The 19,046-nt window shown below is 72.7% G+C and carries 16 protein-coding genes; 9 read left to right on the top strand and 7 right to left on the bottom strand.

The window, feature by feature from the left end; all coding sequences use genetic code 11:
• Positions 1 to 90: 90 nt before the first annotated feature.
• Positions 91 to 1,671, bottom strand: a complete 1,581-nt coding sequence (locus AC060L_RS11410) for a sialidase family protein (RefSeq protein WP_483798532.1) — start codon at positions 1,669 to 1,671, stop codon at positions 91 to 93.
• Positions 1,672 to 1,965: 294 nt separating this feature from the next.
• On the opposite strand from AC060L_RS11410, the gene AC060L_RS11405 reads away from it, so the two are divergent.
• The 6 genes from AC060L_RS11405 to AC060L_RS11380 all read left to right on the top strand — a co-directional run bounded on the left by AC060L_RS11405 (position 1,966) and on the right by AC060L_RS11380 (position 7,087).
• Positions 1,966 to 2,409 carry a hypothetical protein gene (locus tag AC060L_RS11405; protein ID WP_483798531.1) on the top strand — a complete coding sequence of 148 codons (444 nt, stop codon included), beginning with the start codon at positions 1,966 to 1,968 and terminating at the stop codon, positions 2,407 to 2,409.
• 186 nt (positions 2,410 to 2,595) lie between these two features.
• Positions 2,596 to 3,108, top strand: a complete 513-nt coding sequence (locus AC060L_RS11400; RefSeq protein WP_483798530.1) for a signal peptide protein — start codon at positions 2,596 to 2,598, stop codon at positions 3,106 to 3,108.
• A gap of 110 nt (positions 3,109 to 3,218) precedes the next feature.
• The gene (locus tag AC060L_RS11395) at positions 3,219 to 3,632 is read left to right on the top strand and encodes a PaaI family thioesterase (RefSeq protein ID WP_483798529.1); all 414 of its coding nucleotides are present in this window, start codon (positions 3,219 to 3,221) and stop codon (positions 3,630 to 3,632) included.
• An 83-nt stretch (positions 3,633 to 3,715) separates the two neighbouring features.
• Complete coding sequence (locus AC060L_RS11390; RefSeq protein WP_483798528.1) at positions 3,716 to 4,477, top strand: ABC transporter ATP-binding protein; 762 nt, start codon at positions 3,716 to 3,718, stop codon at positions 4,475 to 4,477.
• A 2-nt stretch (positions 4,478 to 4,479) separates the two neighbouring features.
• Positions 4,480 to 5,853, top strand: coding sequence for an ABC transporter permease (locus AC060L_RS11385; protein WP_483798527.1), 1,374 nt, complete (start codon positions 4,480 to 4,482; stop codon positions 5,851 to 5,853).
• Positions 5,846 to 7,087 carry a sensor histidine kinase gene (locus AC060L_RS11380; RefSeq protein WP_483798526.1) on the top strand — a complete coding sequence of 414 codons (1,242 nt, stop codon included), beginning with the start codon at positions 5,846 to 5,848 and terminating at the stop codon, positions 7,085 to 7,087. Before AC060L_RS11385 ends, AC060L_RS11380 begins: the two co-directional genes overlap by 8 nt.
• Here AC060L_RS11380 and AC060L_RS11375 read toward each other — a convergent pair whose 3' ends face one another.
• A complete protein-coding gene (locus AC060L_RS11375) occupies positions 7,088 to 7,771 on the bottom strand; it encodes a response regulator (RefSeq protein ID WP_483798525.1) in 684 nt (227 codons plus the stop codon).
• 221 nt (positions 7,772 to 7,992) lie between these two features.
• A complete protein-coding gene (locus AC060L_RS11370; RefSeq protein ID WP_483798524.1) occupies positions 7,993 to 8,580 on the bottom strand; it encodes a hypothetical protein in 588 nt (195 codons plus the stop codon).
• Between the two features lie 141 nt (positions 8,581 to 8,721).
• On the opposite strand from AC060L_RS11370, the gene AC060L_RS11365 reads away from it, so the two are divergent.
• Positions 8,722 to 9,714, top strand: coding sequence for an ArsR/SmtB family transcription factor (locus tag AC060L_RS11365; protein ID WP_483798523.1), 993 nt, complete (start codon positions 8,722 to 8,724; stop codon positions 9,712 to 9,714).
• Between the two features lie 87 nt (positions 9,715 to 9,801).
• Here the strand turns inward: AC060L_RS11365 and AC060L_RS11360 are convergent, their stop codons facing one another.
• From AC060L_RS11360 to AC060L_RS11345, 4 genes are all read right to left on the bottom strand, one after another.
• Entirely contained in the window at positions 9,802 to 11,862 is a 2,061-nt protein-coding gene (locus AC060L_RS11360; RefSeq protein ID WP_483798522.1) for a DUF11 domain-containing protein, read from the bottom strand.
• A 38-nt stretch (positions 11,863 to 11,900) separates the two neighbouring features.
• Positions 11,901 to 14,138, bottom strand: coding sequence for a hypothetical protein (locus AC060L_RS11355; protein WP_483798521.1), 2,238 nt, complete (start codon positions 14,136 to 14,138; stop codon positions 11,901 to 11,903).
• Positions 14,135 to 16,129 carry a hypothetical protein gene (locus AC060L_RS11350; RefSeq protein WP_483798718.1) on the bottom strand — a complete coding sequence of 665 codons (1,995 nt, stop codon included), beginning with the start codon at positions 16,127 to 16,129 and terminating at the stop codon, positions 14,135 to 14,137. The genes AC060L_RS11355 and AC060L_RS11350 overlap by 4 nt, the downstream gene beginning before the upstream one ends.
• Before the next feature lie 593 nt (positions 16,130 to 16,722).
• Entirely contained in the window at positions 16,723 to 17,577 is an 855-nt protein-coding gene (locus AC060L_RS11345) for a YihY/virulence factor BrkB family protein (RefSeq protein ID WP_483798520.1), read from the bottom strand.
• A gap of 262 nt (positions 17,578 to 17,839) precedes the next feature.
• On the opposite strand from AC060L_RS11345, the gene AC060L_RS11340 reads away from it, so the two are divergent.
• Both AC060L_RS11340 and AC060L_RS11335 read left to right on the top strand, forming a co-directional pair.
• On the top strand, positions 17,840 to 18,196 hold the full coding sequence (locus tag AC060L_RS11340; RefSeq protein WP_483798519.1) for a PRC-barrel domain-containing protein: 357 nt from the start codon (positions 17,840 to 17,842) through the stop codon (positions 18,194 to 18,196).
• A 187-nt stretch (positions 18,197 to 18,383) separates the two neighbouring features.
• The gene (locus AC060L_RS11335; RefSeq protein WP_483798518.1) at positions 18,384 to 18,989 is read left to right on the top strand and encodes a VOC family protein; all 606 of its coding nucleotides are present in this window, start codon (positions 18,384 to 18,386) and stop codon (positions 18,987 to 18,989) included.
• Positions 18,990 to 19,046 lie beyond the last annotated feature (57 nt).

Below are 19,046 nucleotides of genomic sequence, written 5' to 3'. Positions count from 1 at the left end.
CTGACATACCGAGCGGTATCGGATGGATGTCGGCTGCCGCCGACACGGGACAGCCGGATGCCGGCAGGCTCACCGGCCCCGGGTCCTTCGTCAGCGCCGCAACCGGTGGGCGTTGTCCAGGCTTGCGCTGGGGCTCGGCGCGTGGCTCAGCGCGTGGCTCGGCGCCGTCCTCGTGGCGGACGGGGCGGGGTTCGCGCGGATCACCGTGGGCTGGAAAGTGCCGCTGTAGGCGTCGGTGCTGTCCTGGGGGTTCGAGCTGTTGGTCTCGATCAGCAGCGGGCGCACCGCGCTGCCGTCCAGCGTGAGGCCCTCGTAGTCGCCGAGGAAGTGGCCGGAGCCGGCGTAGGGCGCCTGGAGCCAGTCGAAGACCGAGCTGATCCGCCGCTCGGTGGGGTAACTGCCGTCCCCGTGCGGGAGGGTGACCAGCCAGGCGGCGGTGGGCAGCGTGCTGGTGTTGCCGGGAGTGAGGTAGCGCAGGTCGTAGTAGGTGACGGCGACCGTGCCGTGTTCGTCGACGGTGGCCGTGGGAGTGAACGCCGGGGCGGCCGGGGCCTGGTTGATCTGCTCGGGGCCGGACCAGGTGGCGCCGCCGTCGGTGGAGTGCACCAGTTGGATCGCGTCGTACCGGCCGCCGGTGAAGTCGGTTCCCTCGTAGGCGACGTAGAGTTCGCCGGTGCGCGGGTCGATGGCCGGGCCGGGCAGGCCGCTGCCGGCGCGCAGGGCCTTGGTGGCGTCGGTCGGCGCGTTGGGGTCGACCTCGGCGACGGAGGTGTCCGTCGCGACGGTGGTGGGTCGGCTCCAGGTCGCGCCCTGGTCGGTGGAGTGGACGACGGCGAAGTGCAGGTCGGTGGCCTGGGTCCCGGTGGCGTCGGAGTAGGTCTGCCACTCGAAGAAGTCGTAGAGGGTGTCGGTGCGCGCGTCGACCACGATGACGTTGCCGATGGTCTGCGAGTTCGCCACCGTGCCGGTGTCGACGAACGGGCGGGCCGTGCTCCAGGTGTGGCCGTGGTCATGGGTGACGGAGATGTAGGCCGGGCCGTCGTAGTGGGCGTTCGGGCCGCTGGAGACCTGGTCGATGCGGTCCCAGACCTGGTAGGCGACGCCCGGGTGGACCGGGTCGGCGGTGACCGAGTTCTTGTCGTCCGTGATGGCCGGATCGGTGTCGGCGATCAGCGGTGTGGTGTGCTGCCAGGTGCGGCCGCCGTCCTGCGAGGTGGCCGCCGCGACGCCGCCCCGCGTGGTGGTGGCGTCGAACACGAGCCCGCTGGCATAGGCGGTGCCGTCCGGACCGATGCTCACCCAGCCGTCCGAGGCGCGCTGGTAGTCGAGCCCACCGGGAGCGCAGGAGCTGAACGGCAGTGGCGTCTCGGCGAAGTGGCGGCCGTCGCTGCTGTAGGTGGCGACCAGGCCCTTGGCGCCGCCGTCGGACCAGCGGTCCTGCTGGAAGGCGCCGATCACGCGGCCCGGGTGGCTGGGATCGGCGGTGACGTCGGGTTCCACCTCCGACGAGGGGTAGTTGACGCCCTGGGGGCTCGCGCCGATCGTGCAGTTGGCGAAGGGATCGCCCGCGGAGACCAGGTGCACCGGCTGGTCCGCGGCGCCCGGCGCCGGGCCGGCGTGGGCGGTACCCACGACTGCGGAGAGCAGGAACAGCGCGGTTGCTGCGGTCACGGAGGCTCTTGCACGCATCTGCGGATCTCCTTGATCCTTGGCTGTGCGGCCGACCCGGCAGACCTTACCCGCGCATGACAGCGATGAGAACGCCCCGCACACCACACGGGTCCCGGTGTCTGACGAGCCGACAGGTCGCTTCCTGTACAGCTGATTTGACAGGATCACCCCCACCCCGCAGCCCGCCGCCCGCCGCCCGCCGCCGCGGTATGCGGGAACCAACCCGCGGGCCGTATCGTCCAACTGGCCGATGCCCGGACCGGGTGCCCCGGAGTGAACGCGGAGAATCGTCCTATGTACAGGCGGATGCCGGTCCTGATCGTCGGCGCGGCGATCCTCGCCTCGCTTTCGGCCTGCGGTTCGAGCAGTGGGGACCGGGTGGTGCCCGCCAAGGGACCCTCGCACGTGTCACCGCCGCCGACGGCGGCCGGCACCCCGCCCGCAGCCGCGAGCGCCGAGTCGTCCGTGCACGCAACGCCGTCAGCGCCACCGGTGCCGAGCGCGACGAGCGGGCTCCGCACTCCCGCCGCACCGTCCGCCACCGCACGGCCGGTCTCCCCCGCGAGCGCACAGCCCCCGAGCGCACAGCCCGCGAGCGCGGTGCCGGCGACCGTGACGCCCGCGAGCGCGGCGCCCACCACGACCGCGACTGGGCCTGGGTCCGGGCCCGGCGACGTCGAGAACCCGGTCGACCCGGTGCGCCGCGGCACCGCCCCGCCGTCCCACCCGACCGGCTGACGCTTCGGCCGGGCCGCCGGATGCGCCGCAGGCCACTATCGCGCAGGGTGGATGGGTACAGCCTGCACGGACAGCGACGGTCTGTGCGCCACCGGAAGCGCTCGGTCACCAGGCACCGCGTCCCGTGCCCGGGCGGCTCCCGCCGGCGCACGCCACGGCGCCACCGATGAGCGAAGGAGTCGCAGCATGCCCACCAGGAAGATCCGTCGCCCCATCCTGGCCCTGGCCGTCGCCGCCCTCGCCGCGCCGGCGACCGCCGCCCTGGCGGCACTGGCACCGGCAGCGGTCGCCGCCACGCCCGCCGCGACGGCTGCCGCGTCGGCCTCGCCGACTGTCGCGCCGACCGGCTTCGTCAACCTGCCGACCAGCCCGCTGCCGACCGACGGCGCGCCGCACGAGATCTCCTACCAGTACCGCAACGACTCGGCCGGTGACCAGACCATCGCTCCGCAGGTCCTCATCGAGTCCCCGGTCAACGGCCCGTTCCTCGATCCGACGGCCGTCAGCCTCCAGGTGGAGAACGCCGCCGGCCAGTGGCTGCCCCTGCCGCTCGGCGTGGAGACCGGCACGCTGTACACCGACCTGATCCCGGCCAAGCTCGTGCTGCACAGCCACCACACCCTGACCGAGCACTACCGCCTCACCGTGCTCAGGCCGGCCGTGGGCACCGTCGCCCCACGGGTGGCGCTGTACGGGTAGCCGAACCGGACGGAGCGTCACCCCTCCCGCCGCCCAGCCCTCCTGTCGCCCACCCGATCCGGTGGGCGGGCAGCCTCGTGCTCGAAGGAGGATTGAGCGACACTGGCGGCATGCCTCTCACCGCCGCGGAAGCGGACAAGATCCTTGACGACAACTTCGCCCCCTGGGTGCTGGCACTCGGACTCTCGGTCGTGGAGACCGGGGAGCGCTCGGCGGTGCTCCGCCTGCCCTGGTCGGCGCAGTTGGCGCGCGAGGGCGGCGGGATGTCGGGGCAGGCCCTGATGGCCGCGGCGGACACCGCGACGGTGATCGCACTGTCGGCGGCGCTGGGCGGCTTCGGGCCGATGACCACGATCCAGCAGTCCACCAGCTTCCAGCGCGCCGTGGTCGGGGCGGACGTGCTGGCGACGGCGCGGGTCACCAAGTTGGGGCGGCGGCTGGCCTTCACCGAAGTCCAGCTCACCGCGGAGGGCGAGGCCGAGCCGGCCGCCCAGGCCAGCACGGTCTACGCCTTCCCGGGGTAACCGGGAGGGGTTCGGATTTCCGTACCAAACACTCGGGTGTGAGCACGATCGTTTCCCGGGCCTCATCTCCCGAAGATGAAGTCATGGCTGACAGGACAGGAAACGAGCGCTCGACGAGCCCCCGCCCCGCGGCGCGGGCCGAGGATCTGAGCCGGGAGTACGGCCGGGGCACCGGCCGCGTCCGCGCGTTGCGCGGGGTGACGCTGGAGCTGTGGCCCGGCACCTTCACCGCGGTGATGGGACCGTCGGGCTCGGGCAAGACCACCCTGATGCACTGCCTCGCCGGGATGGACCGGCCGACTCGCGGGACGGTCTGGTGGGGCGACACGGAGGTTTCCCGGCTGGCGGAGCGGCGCCTTGCCGAGCTACGGCGAAGCCGGGTCGGATTCGTGTTCCAGGCGTTCAATCTGATGCCGGCCATGACGGTGGCTCAGAACGTCGAGCTGCCCGGGCGGCTGGCCGGCGAGCGGGTCGACCGCGCGGCGGTGCGGGCGGCACTGGATCAGGTGGGTCTGGCCGGCCGTGAGGGGGACCGACCCGGCCGGCTCTCCGGCGGCCAGCAGCAGCGCGTGGCCATCGCCCGGGCCCTGGTCTCCCGGCCGTTGGTGTTGTTCGCGGATGAGCCGACGGGAGCGCTGGATCGCCGTACCGGGCAGGAGATTCTCGCGCTGCTGCGCGACGGGGTGGACCGGCGCGGGCAGACCTGCGTCATGGTGACCCACGACCCGGTCGCGGCGGGGTACGCGGACCGGGTGGTGGTGCTGGCCGACGGCCGGGTGGTCGATGACCTCGACCGGCCGTCGGCGCAGGCCGTCGCCGACCGGTTGAGCCGGCTGGGAGGCTGACCGTGCTGACCTTTGCCCTCGGGCAGATCCGGCTGCGGCCGACGGCGTTCGTCGGTCTCGCGGTGGCACTGTTCCTCGCGATCGGCACCCTCACGCTCTTCGGCTCGCTGCTGACCGCTGGTGGCGCCGCCCGTGCTGCCCCGGGCCAGACGGTGACCGGACCCAGCCTGGCGGTGATCGCGGGTGTGTTCGGGGAGATCGCCGTGCTGGTGTCGTTCTTCGTGGTGGTCAACACCCTCGGCTTCGCGATCCGCCAACAGCACCGGGAGCTGGCCCTGTTGCGCACGGTGGCGGCCACGCCCGGTCAGGTCCGGCGGCTGGTCCGCCGGCAGGTGCTGGTGACGGTGCTGCTGGTCGCCCCGGCGGCCTGGGCGGCGGGGGCGCTGGGAGCACGCTGGTTCCTGAACGCACTGCTGGCACGCAACATGGTCGCCCCCGGGGCCCGCATCCCCCACTCTCCCGTGCCCATGCTGGTGGCGGGCGCGGCCACCCTCGGCATCGGCCTGCTGTCGGCCTCGGTCGCCGCACGCCGGATCACGCGGATCACGCCGGCCGCGGCGATGGCGGCAAGCAGCACCGAGCACGGGCGGACGGGCTGGTTCCGGCTGACGGCCGGGCTGGTCTGGCTGGGCGGCGGGGCGATGCTCTGCCGTCTCGTCGCGTCACAACCCGCCGAGAAGGCCGGCCAGGCGGCACTACTGGCGGCGCTGGTCCTGCTGGTGGCGGTTGCCCTGCTGGGGCCCCTGCTCGCCAAGGCCGTCGTGACGGTGCTGGGTGCACCGGTCCGGCTGTCGGCCAGACGTACGGGCTGGCTGGCCGACGCCAATCTGCGTGGCTACTCCCACCGGCTGTCGGCCGCGGTGGTGCCGGTGTCCCTCCTGGTGGGGCTGTCCTGCACCATGGTGTTCATGACCAGCACCGTCGATCGAGCGACCCACCGGCTGGCGGGCACGAGCCTGGGGACGGTGAACTCGGCGAGCGACGTGTGGTTGCGCCAGGTCGAGCTGGCCATGCTGGTCTGCTTCGCCGCCGTCTCGACGGTCAACACACTGGCCGCCCTGACCGCCGACCGCCGCCGGGAGTTCGCCCTGCTCACCCTGGTCGGGGCGACGCGTCGTCAGCTGGCACGCACGCTCGGCGTCGAGATGCTCCTGACCGCGGCGGTGGGCGTGATCCTGGGCACCGCGGTCGCGGGGACCACCGCGGCGGCGTTCAGCCTGTCCGTGACCGGCTCCGCAGTACCCTCCGTGCCGTGGCACGCGTACGCATGGATCGTGGCGGGTGCGGTCGCGCTGACCGCACCGGGCATCCTCGGCACCGGTCTGCGCGCCACCTCGGGCTCCGCGACGGAGTCGGCCGGAGGGCAGCGTGACTGACCGCAGGCGTGGCCTGTCCCGCCGCTTCCGGCCTGCCATCCGCCGAGGCGACATCGCCTTCGCCATCATCGGGCTGCCGCTCGCGATCATCGGCTTCGGATATCTCCTCGCGGTGCTCTACGCGGGCGCACTGCTCTCTCTGACCGTGCTGGGGCTGCCCTTGGTCGCGGCCGCAATACGGGGGGCCCGCGCCCTGGGCGAACTCCACCGACGCCTGGTGGGCCGGCTGCTCGGGGAGACCGTCGAGCCACCGGCGCCCTTGCCGGCGGCCCACGGCGTGATCGCCCGGGCCGAGGTGCTGCTGACCGATCCGGTGGGCTGGCGGGCTCTGCTCTACCTGGGCCTGCGTCTGCCGGTCGGGCTGCTGACCTTCGTCACCGCCGTCGTCCTGCCGCTCGCCGCCGGCTGGCTGATCGGGTTTCCCCTCTGGTCCCGTCTGCTGGCACCACAGGACCGGCCGGCGTGGTGGCTCGGCCCGGCCGGCCTGGTGCTCGGCGTGGCGCTGCTCGTCGCCGTGCCCGCCGCGGTCCGGGCCATGAGCAGACTCAACCGCCACCTCGCCCGGCAGTTGCTCGGGCCCGCCCGTGCGCAACAGCGCCTGCGGGCACTCGAGCAGGCTCGCAGCACGCTGGTGGCGGAGAGCACCGAGAACCTGCGCCGGCTGGAGCGCGATCTGCACGACGGCACCCAGGCGGAGCTGGTCGCCATCGCCATCACCCTGTCGCTGGCCGATGACGCGCTCGCCCCCGCAGACGGCGCCGACCTCGACCGACTGCGCACGCTGCTCACCCGGGCGCGCGAGCAGACCGACAGCACCATCGCGGGTCTGCGCAGGCTCACCCGCGGCATCCACCCGGTGGCCCTCGACGCGGGCCTCGGTGAGGCACTGCCCATGCTGACGGATGCCGGCCCGATCCCCGTCGCCACCCGTCTGGAACTGCGGGAGCGGCCGGATCCGACGATCGAGCGGGCCGTCTACTTCTGCATCGCCGAACTCCTCACCAACATGGCCAAGCACAGCGGAGCGGACGCGGCCACCGTCGAAGTCCGCTCCGATCAGGGGCGGGTGCGCATAGCGGTGAGCGACAACGGCCGCGGCGGCGCCTTCCTCGGCGGCGGAACCGGCCTGCTCGGCCTGCGCGAGAGGCTGGCCGCGGTGGACGGCACGCTGCGGATCGTCAGCCCGGTCGGCGGGCCCACCACCGTCACCGCCGAACTCCCCACCCACATCTGATCAGCCCGCGGGTGACGCCGAGCCCGCTTCGGCCAGATACGCCAGCACCGCCTTCACCCGGCGGTTGTCGGTCTCACTGGCCGGCAGGTCGAACTTGGCGAAGATCGCGGCCACGTGCTTCTCCACGGCCCGCTCCGACACCACCTGCCGCGCGGCGATGGAACGGTTCGAATGGCCCTGGGCCATCAGCTCCAGCACCTCCCGCTCCCGTGGCGTGAGCGACTCGATCCGACTGCGACGCCGCCCGCCGCGCATCAGCCGGGTGACGATCTCCGGGTCGAGCGCGGTTCCACCCGTGGCCACCCGGTGCAGCGCCTCGACCAGGTCCGACGTGCGGGCGACCCGTTCCTTCAGCAGATAGCCGACCCCGGCCGCGCTGCCCTCCAGCAACCGCTCGGCCCAGACGGTCTCCACGTGCTGGGAGAAGACCAGGACGCCGAGCCCCGGCTGGGTGGCCCGTAGCTCGACGGCGGCACGGATCCCCTCGTCGGTGAACGTGGGCGGCATCCGTACGTCGACGACGGCCACGTCAGGACGGTGCTCGGCCACCGCCGCCAGCAACTCCCCCGCGGTCCCGGCCGTGGCGACGACCCGGCACCCTCGCGCACCGAGCAGTTCCACCATGCCATCGCGCAGGATGACGGAGTCCTCGGCGAGGACGACGTTCAGCAGACGGTCAGTCATGCCCCCATTGTCGCCCGGCCGTGCCCGACCTGCGACGTACCCCCGGCCCGCGCGGTGGCGCGGCTATCGGCGGCGGCCCGGGTGTTCGCCCCCGGCGTCTCTGGCAGGCCGGGCCGGTGCCGCCCGCCGGGGCGCTCGCCCTGGCGACTACCCGCCCGTGCCGCTGGGCGCGGGCCGTCGGCTCCGCCCGCACCCCCGTGACGGGCAGAGCCGGCGGTGGCTCAGCCGAGCGTCCGGCAGAGGTCCTCGACCTGGTGCTGCACCAGGACCTGGCGCGCGCCGTCGGAGTGGATCAGCAGCCGGACGCCGCCGGTGAACAGGTAGTCCCCGGCGGCGTGGTAGGGGTCGCCGGGGTGGATCTCCGCGCTGAGGTGCGAGTCGCGCGGGATCACCCAGAGCCGGCTGCCGTCCGCGCGGTAGGTGAGCGTGCCGAACCCGCTCTGGTCGCGGTCCACGCTGCGGCCGGTGTCCACGTTGGTGTAGCGCAGCACCAGCGGGCCGCGGAACAGCACCTTCCGCGGCGAGCCGTCGGGGTAGCGGGCGGCGGTCTTGGTCTCCTCCCCGTCGGCCAGGACCCCGACGTAGAGGTGGAACGGGCAGACCGTCCCGGCCGGCAGGTCCTGCGGTGTGCTCCGGTACGGCTGCCAGCCGCCCGTCGCACCGCCGGGCGCACCGCCCGTCGCACTGCCGGGCGCCGCGGCGGCCTGCGCGGCGGGTGCGCCGAGCAGCAGCGCGGCCGCCGCAAGCGATGCGAGCGATGCGAGCACTGCGAGCGCCGGACGTGTGGGCCGGTTCGGGCGGACGGGCATGGCAGCTCCCGGAGTTGATGGGCCGTTCCCCCCTGTCGGGCCGGCCGCGCACTGGCTATGGTCGGACGGCAGGGACAGCCGGCGCGAAGCTTTCGGCGACAGCCGAAACCTCCGGCCCGAGCGCTCACGGAGGTGCACGGGGTGCTGCGGATCCACTTCACCGCCGAGGACCTGCTCGGCGTCCGGTTCGCCGACGGGCCGGCCCCGCTGATGGAGCTCAGCCTGGCCGTCGCGATGCTGCAGCGCCCCGGCCCCGATCCGGGGTTCGCCCGGTGGCGCCGGTCGGTCACCGCGACCGGCGCCGCGGCCGCGCTGGCGCCGCTGCGCGAGCTGGTGCCGCCGACCGGTGCGGGGCCGCTCTTCCTGGACCCGATGAGCGCCGGCCTGGACGACGGCGTGGAGCTGGTGCGCCGCTCCCCCGCCGCGCAGGTCCGCTCCGAGCTGACCCGGGTGTGCACCGCCGGGCTGCCCACCACTCCGCTGCTGCGCCGGCTCGCCACGCAGGACCAGCAGGCCTGGCAGCACCTGGAGAGCGCGCTGCGGGCAAGCCACCAGGCACTGCTCGGCCCGAACTGGCCGCGCCTGCGGGCGGGCTACGAGGCCGACCTCGCCTGGCGCACCCGGCTGCAGCGCGAGCAGGGGCTGCGCGGGATGCTGGCGAGCCTGTGCCCGGGCAGCCGGTGGCGCGGCAGCACCCTGGAGATCCCGCGCGGCAGCGACTACGACGTGCATCCGGACGGGGCCGGGCTGATGCTGCTCCCGTCGGCACAGTGGACCGGCCCGCCCCTGGTCGGGCACTACCCGCAGGGCCTGGTGCTGGTGTACCCGGCCCTCACCCCGCTCCCCTACCTGGCCGAGACCGACCCGGCTCCCGGCTCCGATCCCGACGACCCGGTGGCCGTGCTGCTCGGCCGCACCCGGGCCGCCGTACTGCGGATGACGCTGCGTGAGCCGACGACCAGCCAACTGGCCCAGGGCCTGGGCATCGGGCTCGCCTCCGCCTCCGAGCACGCCCGGGCGCTGCGCCGGGCGGGCCTGGTCAGCACCGCGCGGGCCGGCCGCGCCGTGCGGCACAGCTGCACCGAGCTGGGCCACCGCCTGCTGGCCGCGGCGGCGAGCCCGGACAGGCCCTAGCCGGTACACCGTGGCCAGGAGCCTCTCCGAGGTCCTGGCCCCTGTGGAGATCCAGAGGGGCCAGGGCCGGTCGTGTGGGGCGGGCTGTCAGGGGGACGGCTTCTTGTCGATCTGGAGGTCCGCCTCGGGGAGCCTGACGGTGTTTCCGGGAGGTCCGGCGGGGCTGCTGGTGTTGTTGTCGAGGTTGGGGTCGTAGGTGTCGGAGCTCGCGGTGGCGACGTTGCGGATGTCGGCGCCGTTGCCGAGGTAGGCCGGGTCGAGCTGGACGGTGAACACCCATCGGTGGGAGGTACCGGAGGCGATCGGGACACGTCCGCAGGTGACGCTCCGGCCGGCAGCGGTGCAGCCGTCGGCGGAGTCCACGAAGGTCAGTTGCGCGGGGATGGTGTCGCGGACCATCACGTTGACGGCTTCGGAGGGGCCGTTGTCGGTGGCGGTGATCGCGTACTGGAACGTTTCACCGGGCGCGACCGGCGTCGTGGTGACGGTCTCCTTGGTGGTGGAGATGTCGGCGCTCGGTGTGCCGGCCTTGTTACCCGGCAGGCCGGCGGTGGAGCTGTCGTTGTCGGTGATGGGGTCGACGTTGTCGGCGGTGACCTTGGCGGTGTTCTTCAGATCGGTGCCGTCGCCCCGGTAGGAGGGGTCGAGTCTGACGGTCAGGATGTACTGGTCGCTCTCGCCGACCTTCATCGGGGTGGCGCGCGTGCAGGAGACGACGCTGCCGGTCTCGGTGCACCCGGCGGGGGTCGAGGAGACGTAGCTCAGTTCCTTGGGCAGCTTGTCGGCGAGGGTGACCTTGTAGGCGTCAGCGGAGGGGCCGTTGTTGACGATCGTGATCAGGTAATCGAAGGTCGTGCCCGGGACGGGGGGCGTGGTGCCGACGGCCTTCTTGGTGATGGCCAGATCTGCGGTCGGCGGATTGGTCTTGGCGCCGGGAGGGCCGGCCGGGGCGCTGGTGTTGTTGCCGGGGTCGGGGTCCAGGGTGGCGGAGTTCACCGTGGCGGTGTTGAGGATGTCGGATCCGTCGCCGCGGTAGCCGGAGTCGATCTTGACCTTGATCGTCCAGGCCAGGGAGTCGCCGGCGGCGATGCCGGCCTGGGGTCCGCAGGTGACGGTGGCTCCGGTCGCGGTGCAGCCGTCCGGGGAGGAGACGAAGCTCAGCATCGCCGGCAGCTTGTCGGTCGCCGTGACGGATGTCGCGTCGGAGGGGCCGTTGTTCGTCGTGGTGATCCGGTAGTCGAAGGTCTCGCCGGGGGCGACCGGGGTGTCGGTGGTGGCCAGCTTGACGACCGACAGGTCGGCTTCGGGACTGGCCACCCCTCCCGGCGGGTCGGCGGGCTTGCTGGTGCTGTTGGAGGGGTCGGGGTCGACCGCATCGGACTTGGAGGTCGCGGTGTTCTTCACATCGGTGCCGTCTCCCCGGTAGGACGAGGCCAGCTGGACCTTGATCTTCCACGCCTTGGAGGCGCCGGCCGGCAGCGTCTTGACGGGACCGCAGGTCACGGTCTGGTCGGTGGCGGTGCATCCGTCGGCCGAGGAGACGAACGTGAGTGCGGCGGGCAGTTTGTCGATGGCCATCGCGTTGGGCGCGTCGGACGGGCCGTTGTTCTTCGTGGTGATCTCGTACTCGAACTGCCGGCCGGGGACCACGGGGCCCGCTCCCACACCCGTCTTGGTGGTGGACAGGTGCGCCTTGCGGTCGAAGGGACCCTGTGGTCGAACGGGCGGGTTGGAGTTGTTGCCCGGGGCCGGGTCGAGGGCATCGGAGGTCGTCGTGGCAACGTTGCCAAGGTCGGAGCCGTCGCCCTCGTAGGAGGGGCTCAGCCGCACGAGAATGGTCCAGGTCTTTGTGGTGCCGACCGTCAGGTCCGCCGGGCCGCAGGTGACCTTCTGCCCCACCGCGGTGCACCCGTCGTCGGAGGAGACGAAGGTGATGCCGGCCGGCAGGGTGTCGCGCGTCATGACGTTGCGCGCGAGCGAGGGGCCCTTGTTCTTCGTGGTCAGCGTGTAGGTGAACGTCTCACCCGGCGTTACGGCCGGCCGGGCGTGGGACGTGGCAACCGGCCACAGGGACATGACCGTGGCCAGCATGACCACCGTCAGCTCCCGTGCCGACCGGCGCCGGCCGGTGGTTCTCGTCGTGCGCATCGGTTCCTGCTTTCGTGTCCGGACGCTGTGTCCTGGCATCAGGGGGTCTTCTTGCCCAGCTCCAGGTCGGCTTCGGGGGGCTTCACCGTGCCACCGGGTAACCCGGCGGGCGGGCTCGTGTTGTTCGCGGGGTTGGGGTCGTTGGTGGCGGAGCTCGCCGTCGCCGTGTTGCGGACGTCCGCGCCGTTGCCCTGGTAGCCGGGGTCGAGCCGCACGGTGAACAGCCACGTCCTGGACGTGCCCGGCGCGAGGGGAGCGGAGCTCTTGCACGTCACGGAGGAGCCCGAAGAACTGCAGCTGTCCGTGGAGGACACGAACGACAGCATCGCCGGGAGCGGGTCGACGGCTTTGACGTCCACCGCCTGCGACGGGCCGGCGTTGGAGACCGTCACCTGGTAGTCGAAGGTCTCCCCTGGAGCGATCGGCGTGGTGCCGACCGGCTTCTTCACGGCGGACAGGTCGGCCTGCGCGGCGGCCACACCGCCCGGTGGTCCGACGGCGGCGCTGGTGTTGTTGCCGGGGTTCGGATCGGTGGCGTCCGAGGTGGAGGTCGCGGTGTTCAGCACATCGCTGCCGTTGCCCGTGTAGGCCGGGTCGAGGCGGACCGTGACGGTCCAGGAGGCGCTCTCCCCCACCCGCATGCGCGCAACAGGGCCGCAGGTGATCTTCCGGCCGCCGGCTGTGCACCCCGACGAGGAGGAGACGTACAGCAGCGGGCTGGGGAGGAGATCCGTCATGGCGGCGTTGGTGGTGTCGGCCGGTCCGAGATTGGTGGTGGTGATCTTGTAATCGAATGTCTGTCCCGGGACCACCGGTCCCTGGCCGACGGCCTCCTTGCCGGTGGAGATGTCGGCGGGGCCCGCTGTGACGGCGGTGGTGACGGTGGCGGAGTTGGCGGAGTTCAGGTTGGTGCGGTCCGTCGGTGGTGTGACGGTGATGGTGTTGCTGATCGTGGTCGGTGAGGCGGGGGCGGTGCCCGTGATGGTGTACGTGGCGGTGCCGCTGCGTTTGAGGTTGGCGGTGGTGTTGAGCGTGTTGCCGGTGCCGGAGGCCTGCCCGCACGCGCTTCCCGTGGTCGCCGTGCAGGTCCAGGAGACGCCGGTCAGCGCGGGCACGGTGTCGCGCACGACGGCGCCCGTGACGTCGTTGGTGGCGTCGTTGGACACGACGGCCGTGTAGGTCACCTGGTCGGCGCCCGCGCGGACGGTGGCGGGTGCGCCGGTCATGGTGACCGACAAATTGGCCGGGACGTTGATCGTGAGGTCGGCGATGTCGTGGTTGTTGGTCGCCCCACCGGTGCCGGCGGAGAAGCCGACCTTGAGCGTGGCAGGCAGCTTCGGCTGACTGGTGATCGTCGAGACGTCGAAGTCGGTGATCATCTGTGTCGAGGTGGTGCCCGGTCCGGTGTCGGACCAGAGGGAGAGCAGCAGCTTGCCGCCACGGGGCAGGATGGAGATCCGGACGGTGCGCAGCTTCTCCCGGCTGCCGGTCTCGACCGATCCACCGGGGCCGGCGACGCCCTTGCCGAAGCGGTATCCGGTGGTCTTGTCGCCGCCACCGCGCAGCACGATGTTGTTCGCGGCCGCGCCTGGTCCGCCGTTGCCGATCGAGGAGGACGAGAAGTTGCCGAACTCGTCGAGGCCGACGCCCAGGAACGCTCCGGGCACGCCGTTGGTGCTGCACGTGGTCGAGGTCCCGCTGCACGCGTAGCCGAGGGCCCCGCCGAGCGCGCCCGTCCCACGGGCGGCGGCGCCGTCGGCTAGGAAGAAGGCCATACCGTCGCCGCGCTTGCCGTCGAAGGCGGTCCCGCCCCAGGTGGCGTACTGGAACTCGGCGATGATGCCCAGGTCCGCCGGGAAGCTGTCGGTCATCTCCCACGAGCCGGTCTGGCTGGCGGCGGTGCTGGTCAGGCGCATCCAGCCGTTGTCGAAGGTCACCGGGCCGGACGTGGTCCCGCTGTTGGTGGCGGAGTCGAAGGTCTCGTGCACCGGGAAGGCGAGGGCCGCCCGGTGCGACGAGGCGCCGTGCGGCCGCTCAGGCACGGGACCGGTCGCGCGCCCGGCTGCCGAGGTGGCGGCGCCGGCCGGCATGGTCGCGGCCAGGATGACTGCGGTCAGGACGCCTGCGGTCAGGGCTCGCAGCGGGCGGCGGCGTGACGGTGTGCCGGCCGGGCTGTGCAGCCGGTGGCGGCCCGGCCGAGCCCCGGGCGGTGACGGCGTGTCGGCTGCGGTGGGCGTTCCTTGACGGCCGGTCCGGGATCCGGGCGGCCGGGTCACGACCGACCCCGGTAGTGGCGGCGGGCGCTCCGGCGTCTTCTCCCCGACAGCGCCAGGCTGCACACCCCGGCGAGGAGTGCCGCGGCTGCGGCCGGCGGCAGCCATCCGGGCAGGGAGCTGCCGGTGCCGGGCAACTGTCCCCCACCGGGCACCGGGGGTACGGGCGTGGTCGGCGTCGGGATCGGGGCCGTGGTCGGCGTCGGGGTCGGGGTCGGTGTGGGGGTCGGCGTCGGCGTCGGCGGGACCGTGATGGGAAGCGGGCCGCCGTCGGGACCGGTGGTACCGGGCCGGTTGGAGTTGTTGCCCGGCACGGGGTCGGCTGTCTGCGATGTCGCGGTGGCGATGTTGTCGACGTCCGCGCCGGTGCCCTCGAAGGCGGCCGCCAGACGCACGGTGATGTCGAACACCGCTGTCTCTCCCGCGGGCAGCGATCCGGCGGAGCGGCAGGTGACGGTACGGCCCTCGGCGGTGCACCCCTGCGGCGACGAGACGAACGACAGCGGTCCGGGCAGCGGGTCGGTGACCGTCACCGCACTCGCGTCGGACGGACCGTGGTTGGCCACCCCGACGCGGTAGCTGAACACGTCGCCCGGCTCGACAGCCGACCGCCCCACCGGCAGGACCGCCCTCTTGGTGGTCTCCAGATCGGCGCTCCCGGCCAGGGTGGAAGCCGTCCAGGTGGCGGAGTCGTTGGCGGGATTGTCCTCCTCGGGGTTGCGCACGACGGCCGCCCCGCCGCTCAGCACGCTGTCCGGCGGGGCGGACGGTGCGACCAGCAGCGGGAAGCTGACCGACAGCGGCGCGTCCCCGGTACCGCCCGCCAGGTGCGGCTGCGGATCGATGGTGCAACGCATCTGCCGCCCGGCATCCAAGGCGACACACCCCACAGGAAGACCGGCACTGGGGACCGTCGTGTTCTCCGGCATGGTGACCGTCACCGAGGCGGGCTTGCGCCTGGTGGAGGGCCCCAGGTTGGTGAGGGTGAAACGGCCGGTGCTCTGCTCGCCCGGGTGAACGGCTGCGGCGTCCTCGGCGCTGATGGTGAGGTCCGATTCCGGGGCGCCGGGCTCGATGCTCGCATCGGGGTTCGGCAGGCCGGTGACCGAGACGGTGTTGTGGCCCGGGATCGGCTCGATGGTGCTGGAGTTCACCGAGGCGCGGTTGACCACGTCCGACCCGTCATCGGCGTAGGCGGGGTCGAGCCTGACCGTGACGGGGAACGCCTTCGAGGCGGACGGATCGAGGTTCCCGACGCTCGGACAGGTCACGGTGGCGCCGTAGTCGCCGACCGCTCCGGTGCACCCGGCCGACGAGGCGACGAAGCTCAGAGCAGGCGGCAGATGGTCGATGACCGTGACGTCCTTCGCTTGCGAGGGGCCGTGGTTGACCACGGTGATCAGGTAGTCGAATGCCTGACCGGGCGCCACCGGGCCCGTCCCTGACGGCCTCTTGGTGATCGTCAGATCCGCTGTCGGCCCGGTCACCGTGCCACCCGGCAGGCCGGCGCCGGGATGCGGGCCGGTGTTGTTGCCGGGAGACGGGTCGGGCGTGGCCGCGACGACGGTGGCCTGGTTCGCGATGTCCGATCCATCACCGGGATACGCCGGGTCCAGACGCACCGTGATGACCCATGACGCCGTCGCGAGAGGCGCGAGCACGGGCAGCGGGCCGCAGCTGACCGTCTGCCCGCGTGCCGTGCAACCGTCGGCGGACGACACGAAGGAGAGAGGCCTCGGGAGCCGGTCGGTCACCATGACCTGCCTGGCTGCCGACGGACCGTGATTGATCACCGTGATCGTGTACCTGAACGTCTCCCCCGGGGCGACCCGTCCACCGGAGATCCGCCCCAGCGTCTGCAGGCGCGACGAAGACCCCAGGGCCTTGGCCCCGGTAGCGCCTGACGACCGGCCCGACAGCCGGCCCGACAGCGGCAACCAGGCGCTGCACCGAGCCGTCCGGGCGAGGACCTCGGCGACCGGGCCGGCCCCCACCGCAGGCGCGGCCGTCGGGCGCGTAACGGTCACCTCCCGCCCCGGCGAAAGGTCCCCCTCCCACAGAAGGCCACCGGAACCTGACGCCCCCTCGGCCTCCTCAGCCTCCTGACGGCCCTCGGCCGGCCCGGCCACACCCGTGGAGGGCGCGGCCAGCAGGGCCAGGCCGCGGATCGGCGCACTCCCGCGATTCGCCACCGTGATCACCTGCGCGGGACCGGCGGCGTCCGAAGCTGCGACGACACTCTGACGAGCCGCCAGCCCACCGCTCTCGCCCGCGCAGCCATCGGCACCCAATGCGGCGGCCGGGCCGCCTGGCGCCAAGCCGACACCCACCACTGCCAGAGCCCCGGACACCACCACCGCAACCCGACGCAGCAGACCCCCCGGGGCACACGTGCGGCGAGCACAAGGCCCTGCTTCTTCCTTCACGCGTCACTCCCGGGGGGACGGCTCTCTCAAGAACACGCTCCATACCCGAAGAAAATGTGACAATCACACCACTGATACATAGGTCATCTGTTCGGACCGCAGCACTCACCCCATCGGCAGTGACCGCCCCCGTGGTGGGGCCGTCCACACCGATTCGCTCGTCACACGATGCTGCGCGGCCAGAGCCTCCGCGCCAGGACGACGTTGACCTCCGCCGCGCACACGGTGAGTTGGGCACCCAGGGAGAGCCAGGCCAAGAGGCCGATCACGGTGGCGAAGAACCCGTAGATCTGAGTGGCATGCCGCAGTTGGTGGGTGACGAGCAGGCCGCCGAAGGTCTGGAGAACCGTCCACAGGGGGCCGGCCAGCAGGCTTCCCGGCAGCAGGGCGCGCAGCCCGATGTCCTTCGGCGTGAGAATGCGGAAGCAGACCAGGACAAGGGCGATGTTGAGCAGGACGGAGAGCACGAGGGCGCCGATGCGGGCCGGCAGCCCGCCCACCGCGGTGCCGATCAGGGCCGCGGCCGCGGTGCCGGCCGCCAGGCCGGTGCCGAGGGTGACGAAGAGCAGCAGGCTCCGTGCCAGACGCGGGAGGTAGCCGGGCCGGCGCCCGCCGGGGACGTTCCAGATCTCCGCCATCGCGTGCTGGAGGGCCTGAGCGACGCCGAGCGAGCCGTAGAGCAGGCCGAGCACGCCCACGGCCAGGGCGAGTCCGTTGCCTTGGACGGAGTGCACGTTCCCCCGCAGCTGCGAGCCGATGATCGGGAAATCGGCGAGCGCGGAGTTGACCACTGCCTGCTGTGCGCCCGGGTGGCCGTGCAGGACGAAGCCCAGGACCGTGCTGAGCAGCAGCATCAGCGGCAGCAGGGAGAGGAAGCCGTAGTAGGTGATCAGCGCAGCCAGGTAGCCGCCCCGGTCGTCTCCGTACTTCTTGACGACGCCGAACACGACGGCCGGCGCCGGGTGTCTCTGCTGCGCCCGGTCCAGCGCGCGCACCGTGCGTTCCAGCGGGTTCATCGCACCCCCTCGGTCGGGGCCGGCCACTGTCCGGCATGGTGCGCCTGCCCGGGTCCGCCGGGTCCGACACCGCTCAGGCCGACCGGAGTGCCTCGGCACTCGGCGCGGCGCGCGCCCGCTACCGGGGTTCCCGGCTCCGTGCTGCGCTGGTGTCCGCCCGGGGACGGGGGCACGCTGTTAGGGAACCCGTCGAGAAGACCGCAGGTCAGCGCCCCGGCCGAGCATGTGGGCCCCGAACACGCGGCCACATGAAGGAGTCCCCGTGATCCAGGTAGGCGACATCCGCGAATGGCGCACCCACGACGTCATCGACCCGGACGGCCACAAGATCGGCACGCTGGAGGCGATCTACATCGACACCGGCACCGACGCGCCGTCCATGGCCACCGTCCGGATCGGCCTGCCCGCCCGCCACCGCCTGGTCTTCGTCCCCTTGGACGGGGCGACCGTGGGACCCGGCTATGTGAAGGTCAACCACGCGAAGGCACTGGTGAAGGACTGTCCCGCGATCGCCGCCGACGACGTCCTGCCCGCCGAGGACGAGGGCGCGATCCTCCGGCACTACGGCCTGACCTACACCCCGGGCGCCGGTGGCGAACACCGCCTCGCCCGCCCCTGACCTTCGCGCGCTTTCGGTAGGCGTCAGCGGCGGCGGCCCGTCGAGCCGGTGCCGGACACTGGTCGGCCCCGGCCCGGGGCATGGCACGGGTACTGGCCAGGGTTCGGCACGGGCTCGACGGGCCCGCAGTCCCGGGATCGTGATCGGTGGATGCCGACCGGCATCCGTGGCGGCACGGGAGCTGACGATGGTGGAATTCAAGATCGAGGTCGTGGTCGTCCCGGTTTCGGACGTGGACCGGGCCAAGGACTTCTACACGCGGATCGGGTTCCGCGAGGACGTCGATTTCTCCGGCCCCGGCGGCTTCCGGGTCGTGCACCTGACTCCGCCCGGTTCGGCCGCGTCGCTCGTCATCGGCAGTGGCGTGACCGACGCGGCGCCGGGCTCCGAGCGCGGTGTGCACCTGATCGTGGACGACGTCGTGGCGGCCCGCGCCGAGTTGGCGGCCGCCGGGGTCGAGGTCAGCGAGGTCTTCCACGACGCCGGCGGGGTCTTCCACCACGCCGGCGCCGCCGAACGGGTCGCCGGCCCGCACCCGGCGCGGCAGTCGTACGGCTCGTTCGCGTCGTTCGCCGACCCCGACGGCAACACCTTCGTCCTGCAGGAGGTCACCACGCGGCGCCCCGGGCGGATCGGCCACGTGGCCTACCGCTCGGCCGACGAGCTCGAGTCGGCGCTGCGCGACGCGGCGCTCGCCCACGGCACGTACGAAGGCGAGCTCGGCCACCCGGATCCGGATTGGCCGGCGTGGTACGCCGCTCACCTGGCCCGCGCGGCCGGGCTCGGCAGCTGACGGGCGCTGATGGAACTGCCGTTCGGTGAGGGCGATTTCAGGAAGGAGCAGGGGCGG

It is taken from the genome of Kitasatospora sp. NEAU-69 (genome assembly GCF_057158765.1).
The sequence above is the reverse complement of the archived record's forward strand: the minus strand, read 5'-3'. Positions and strand labels throughout refer to the sequence as shown.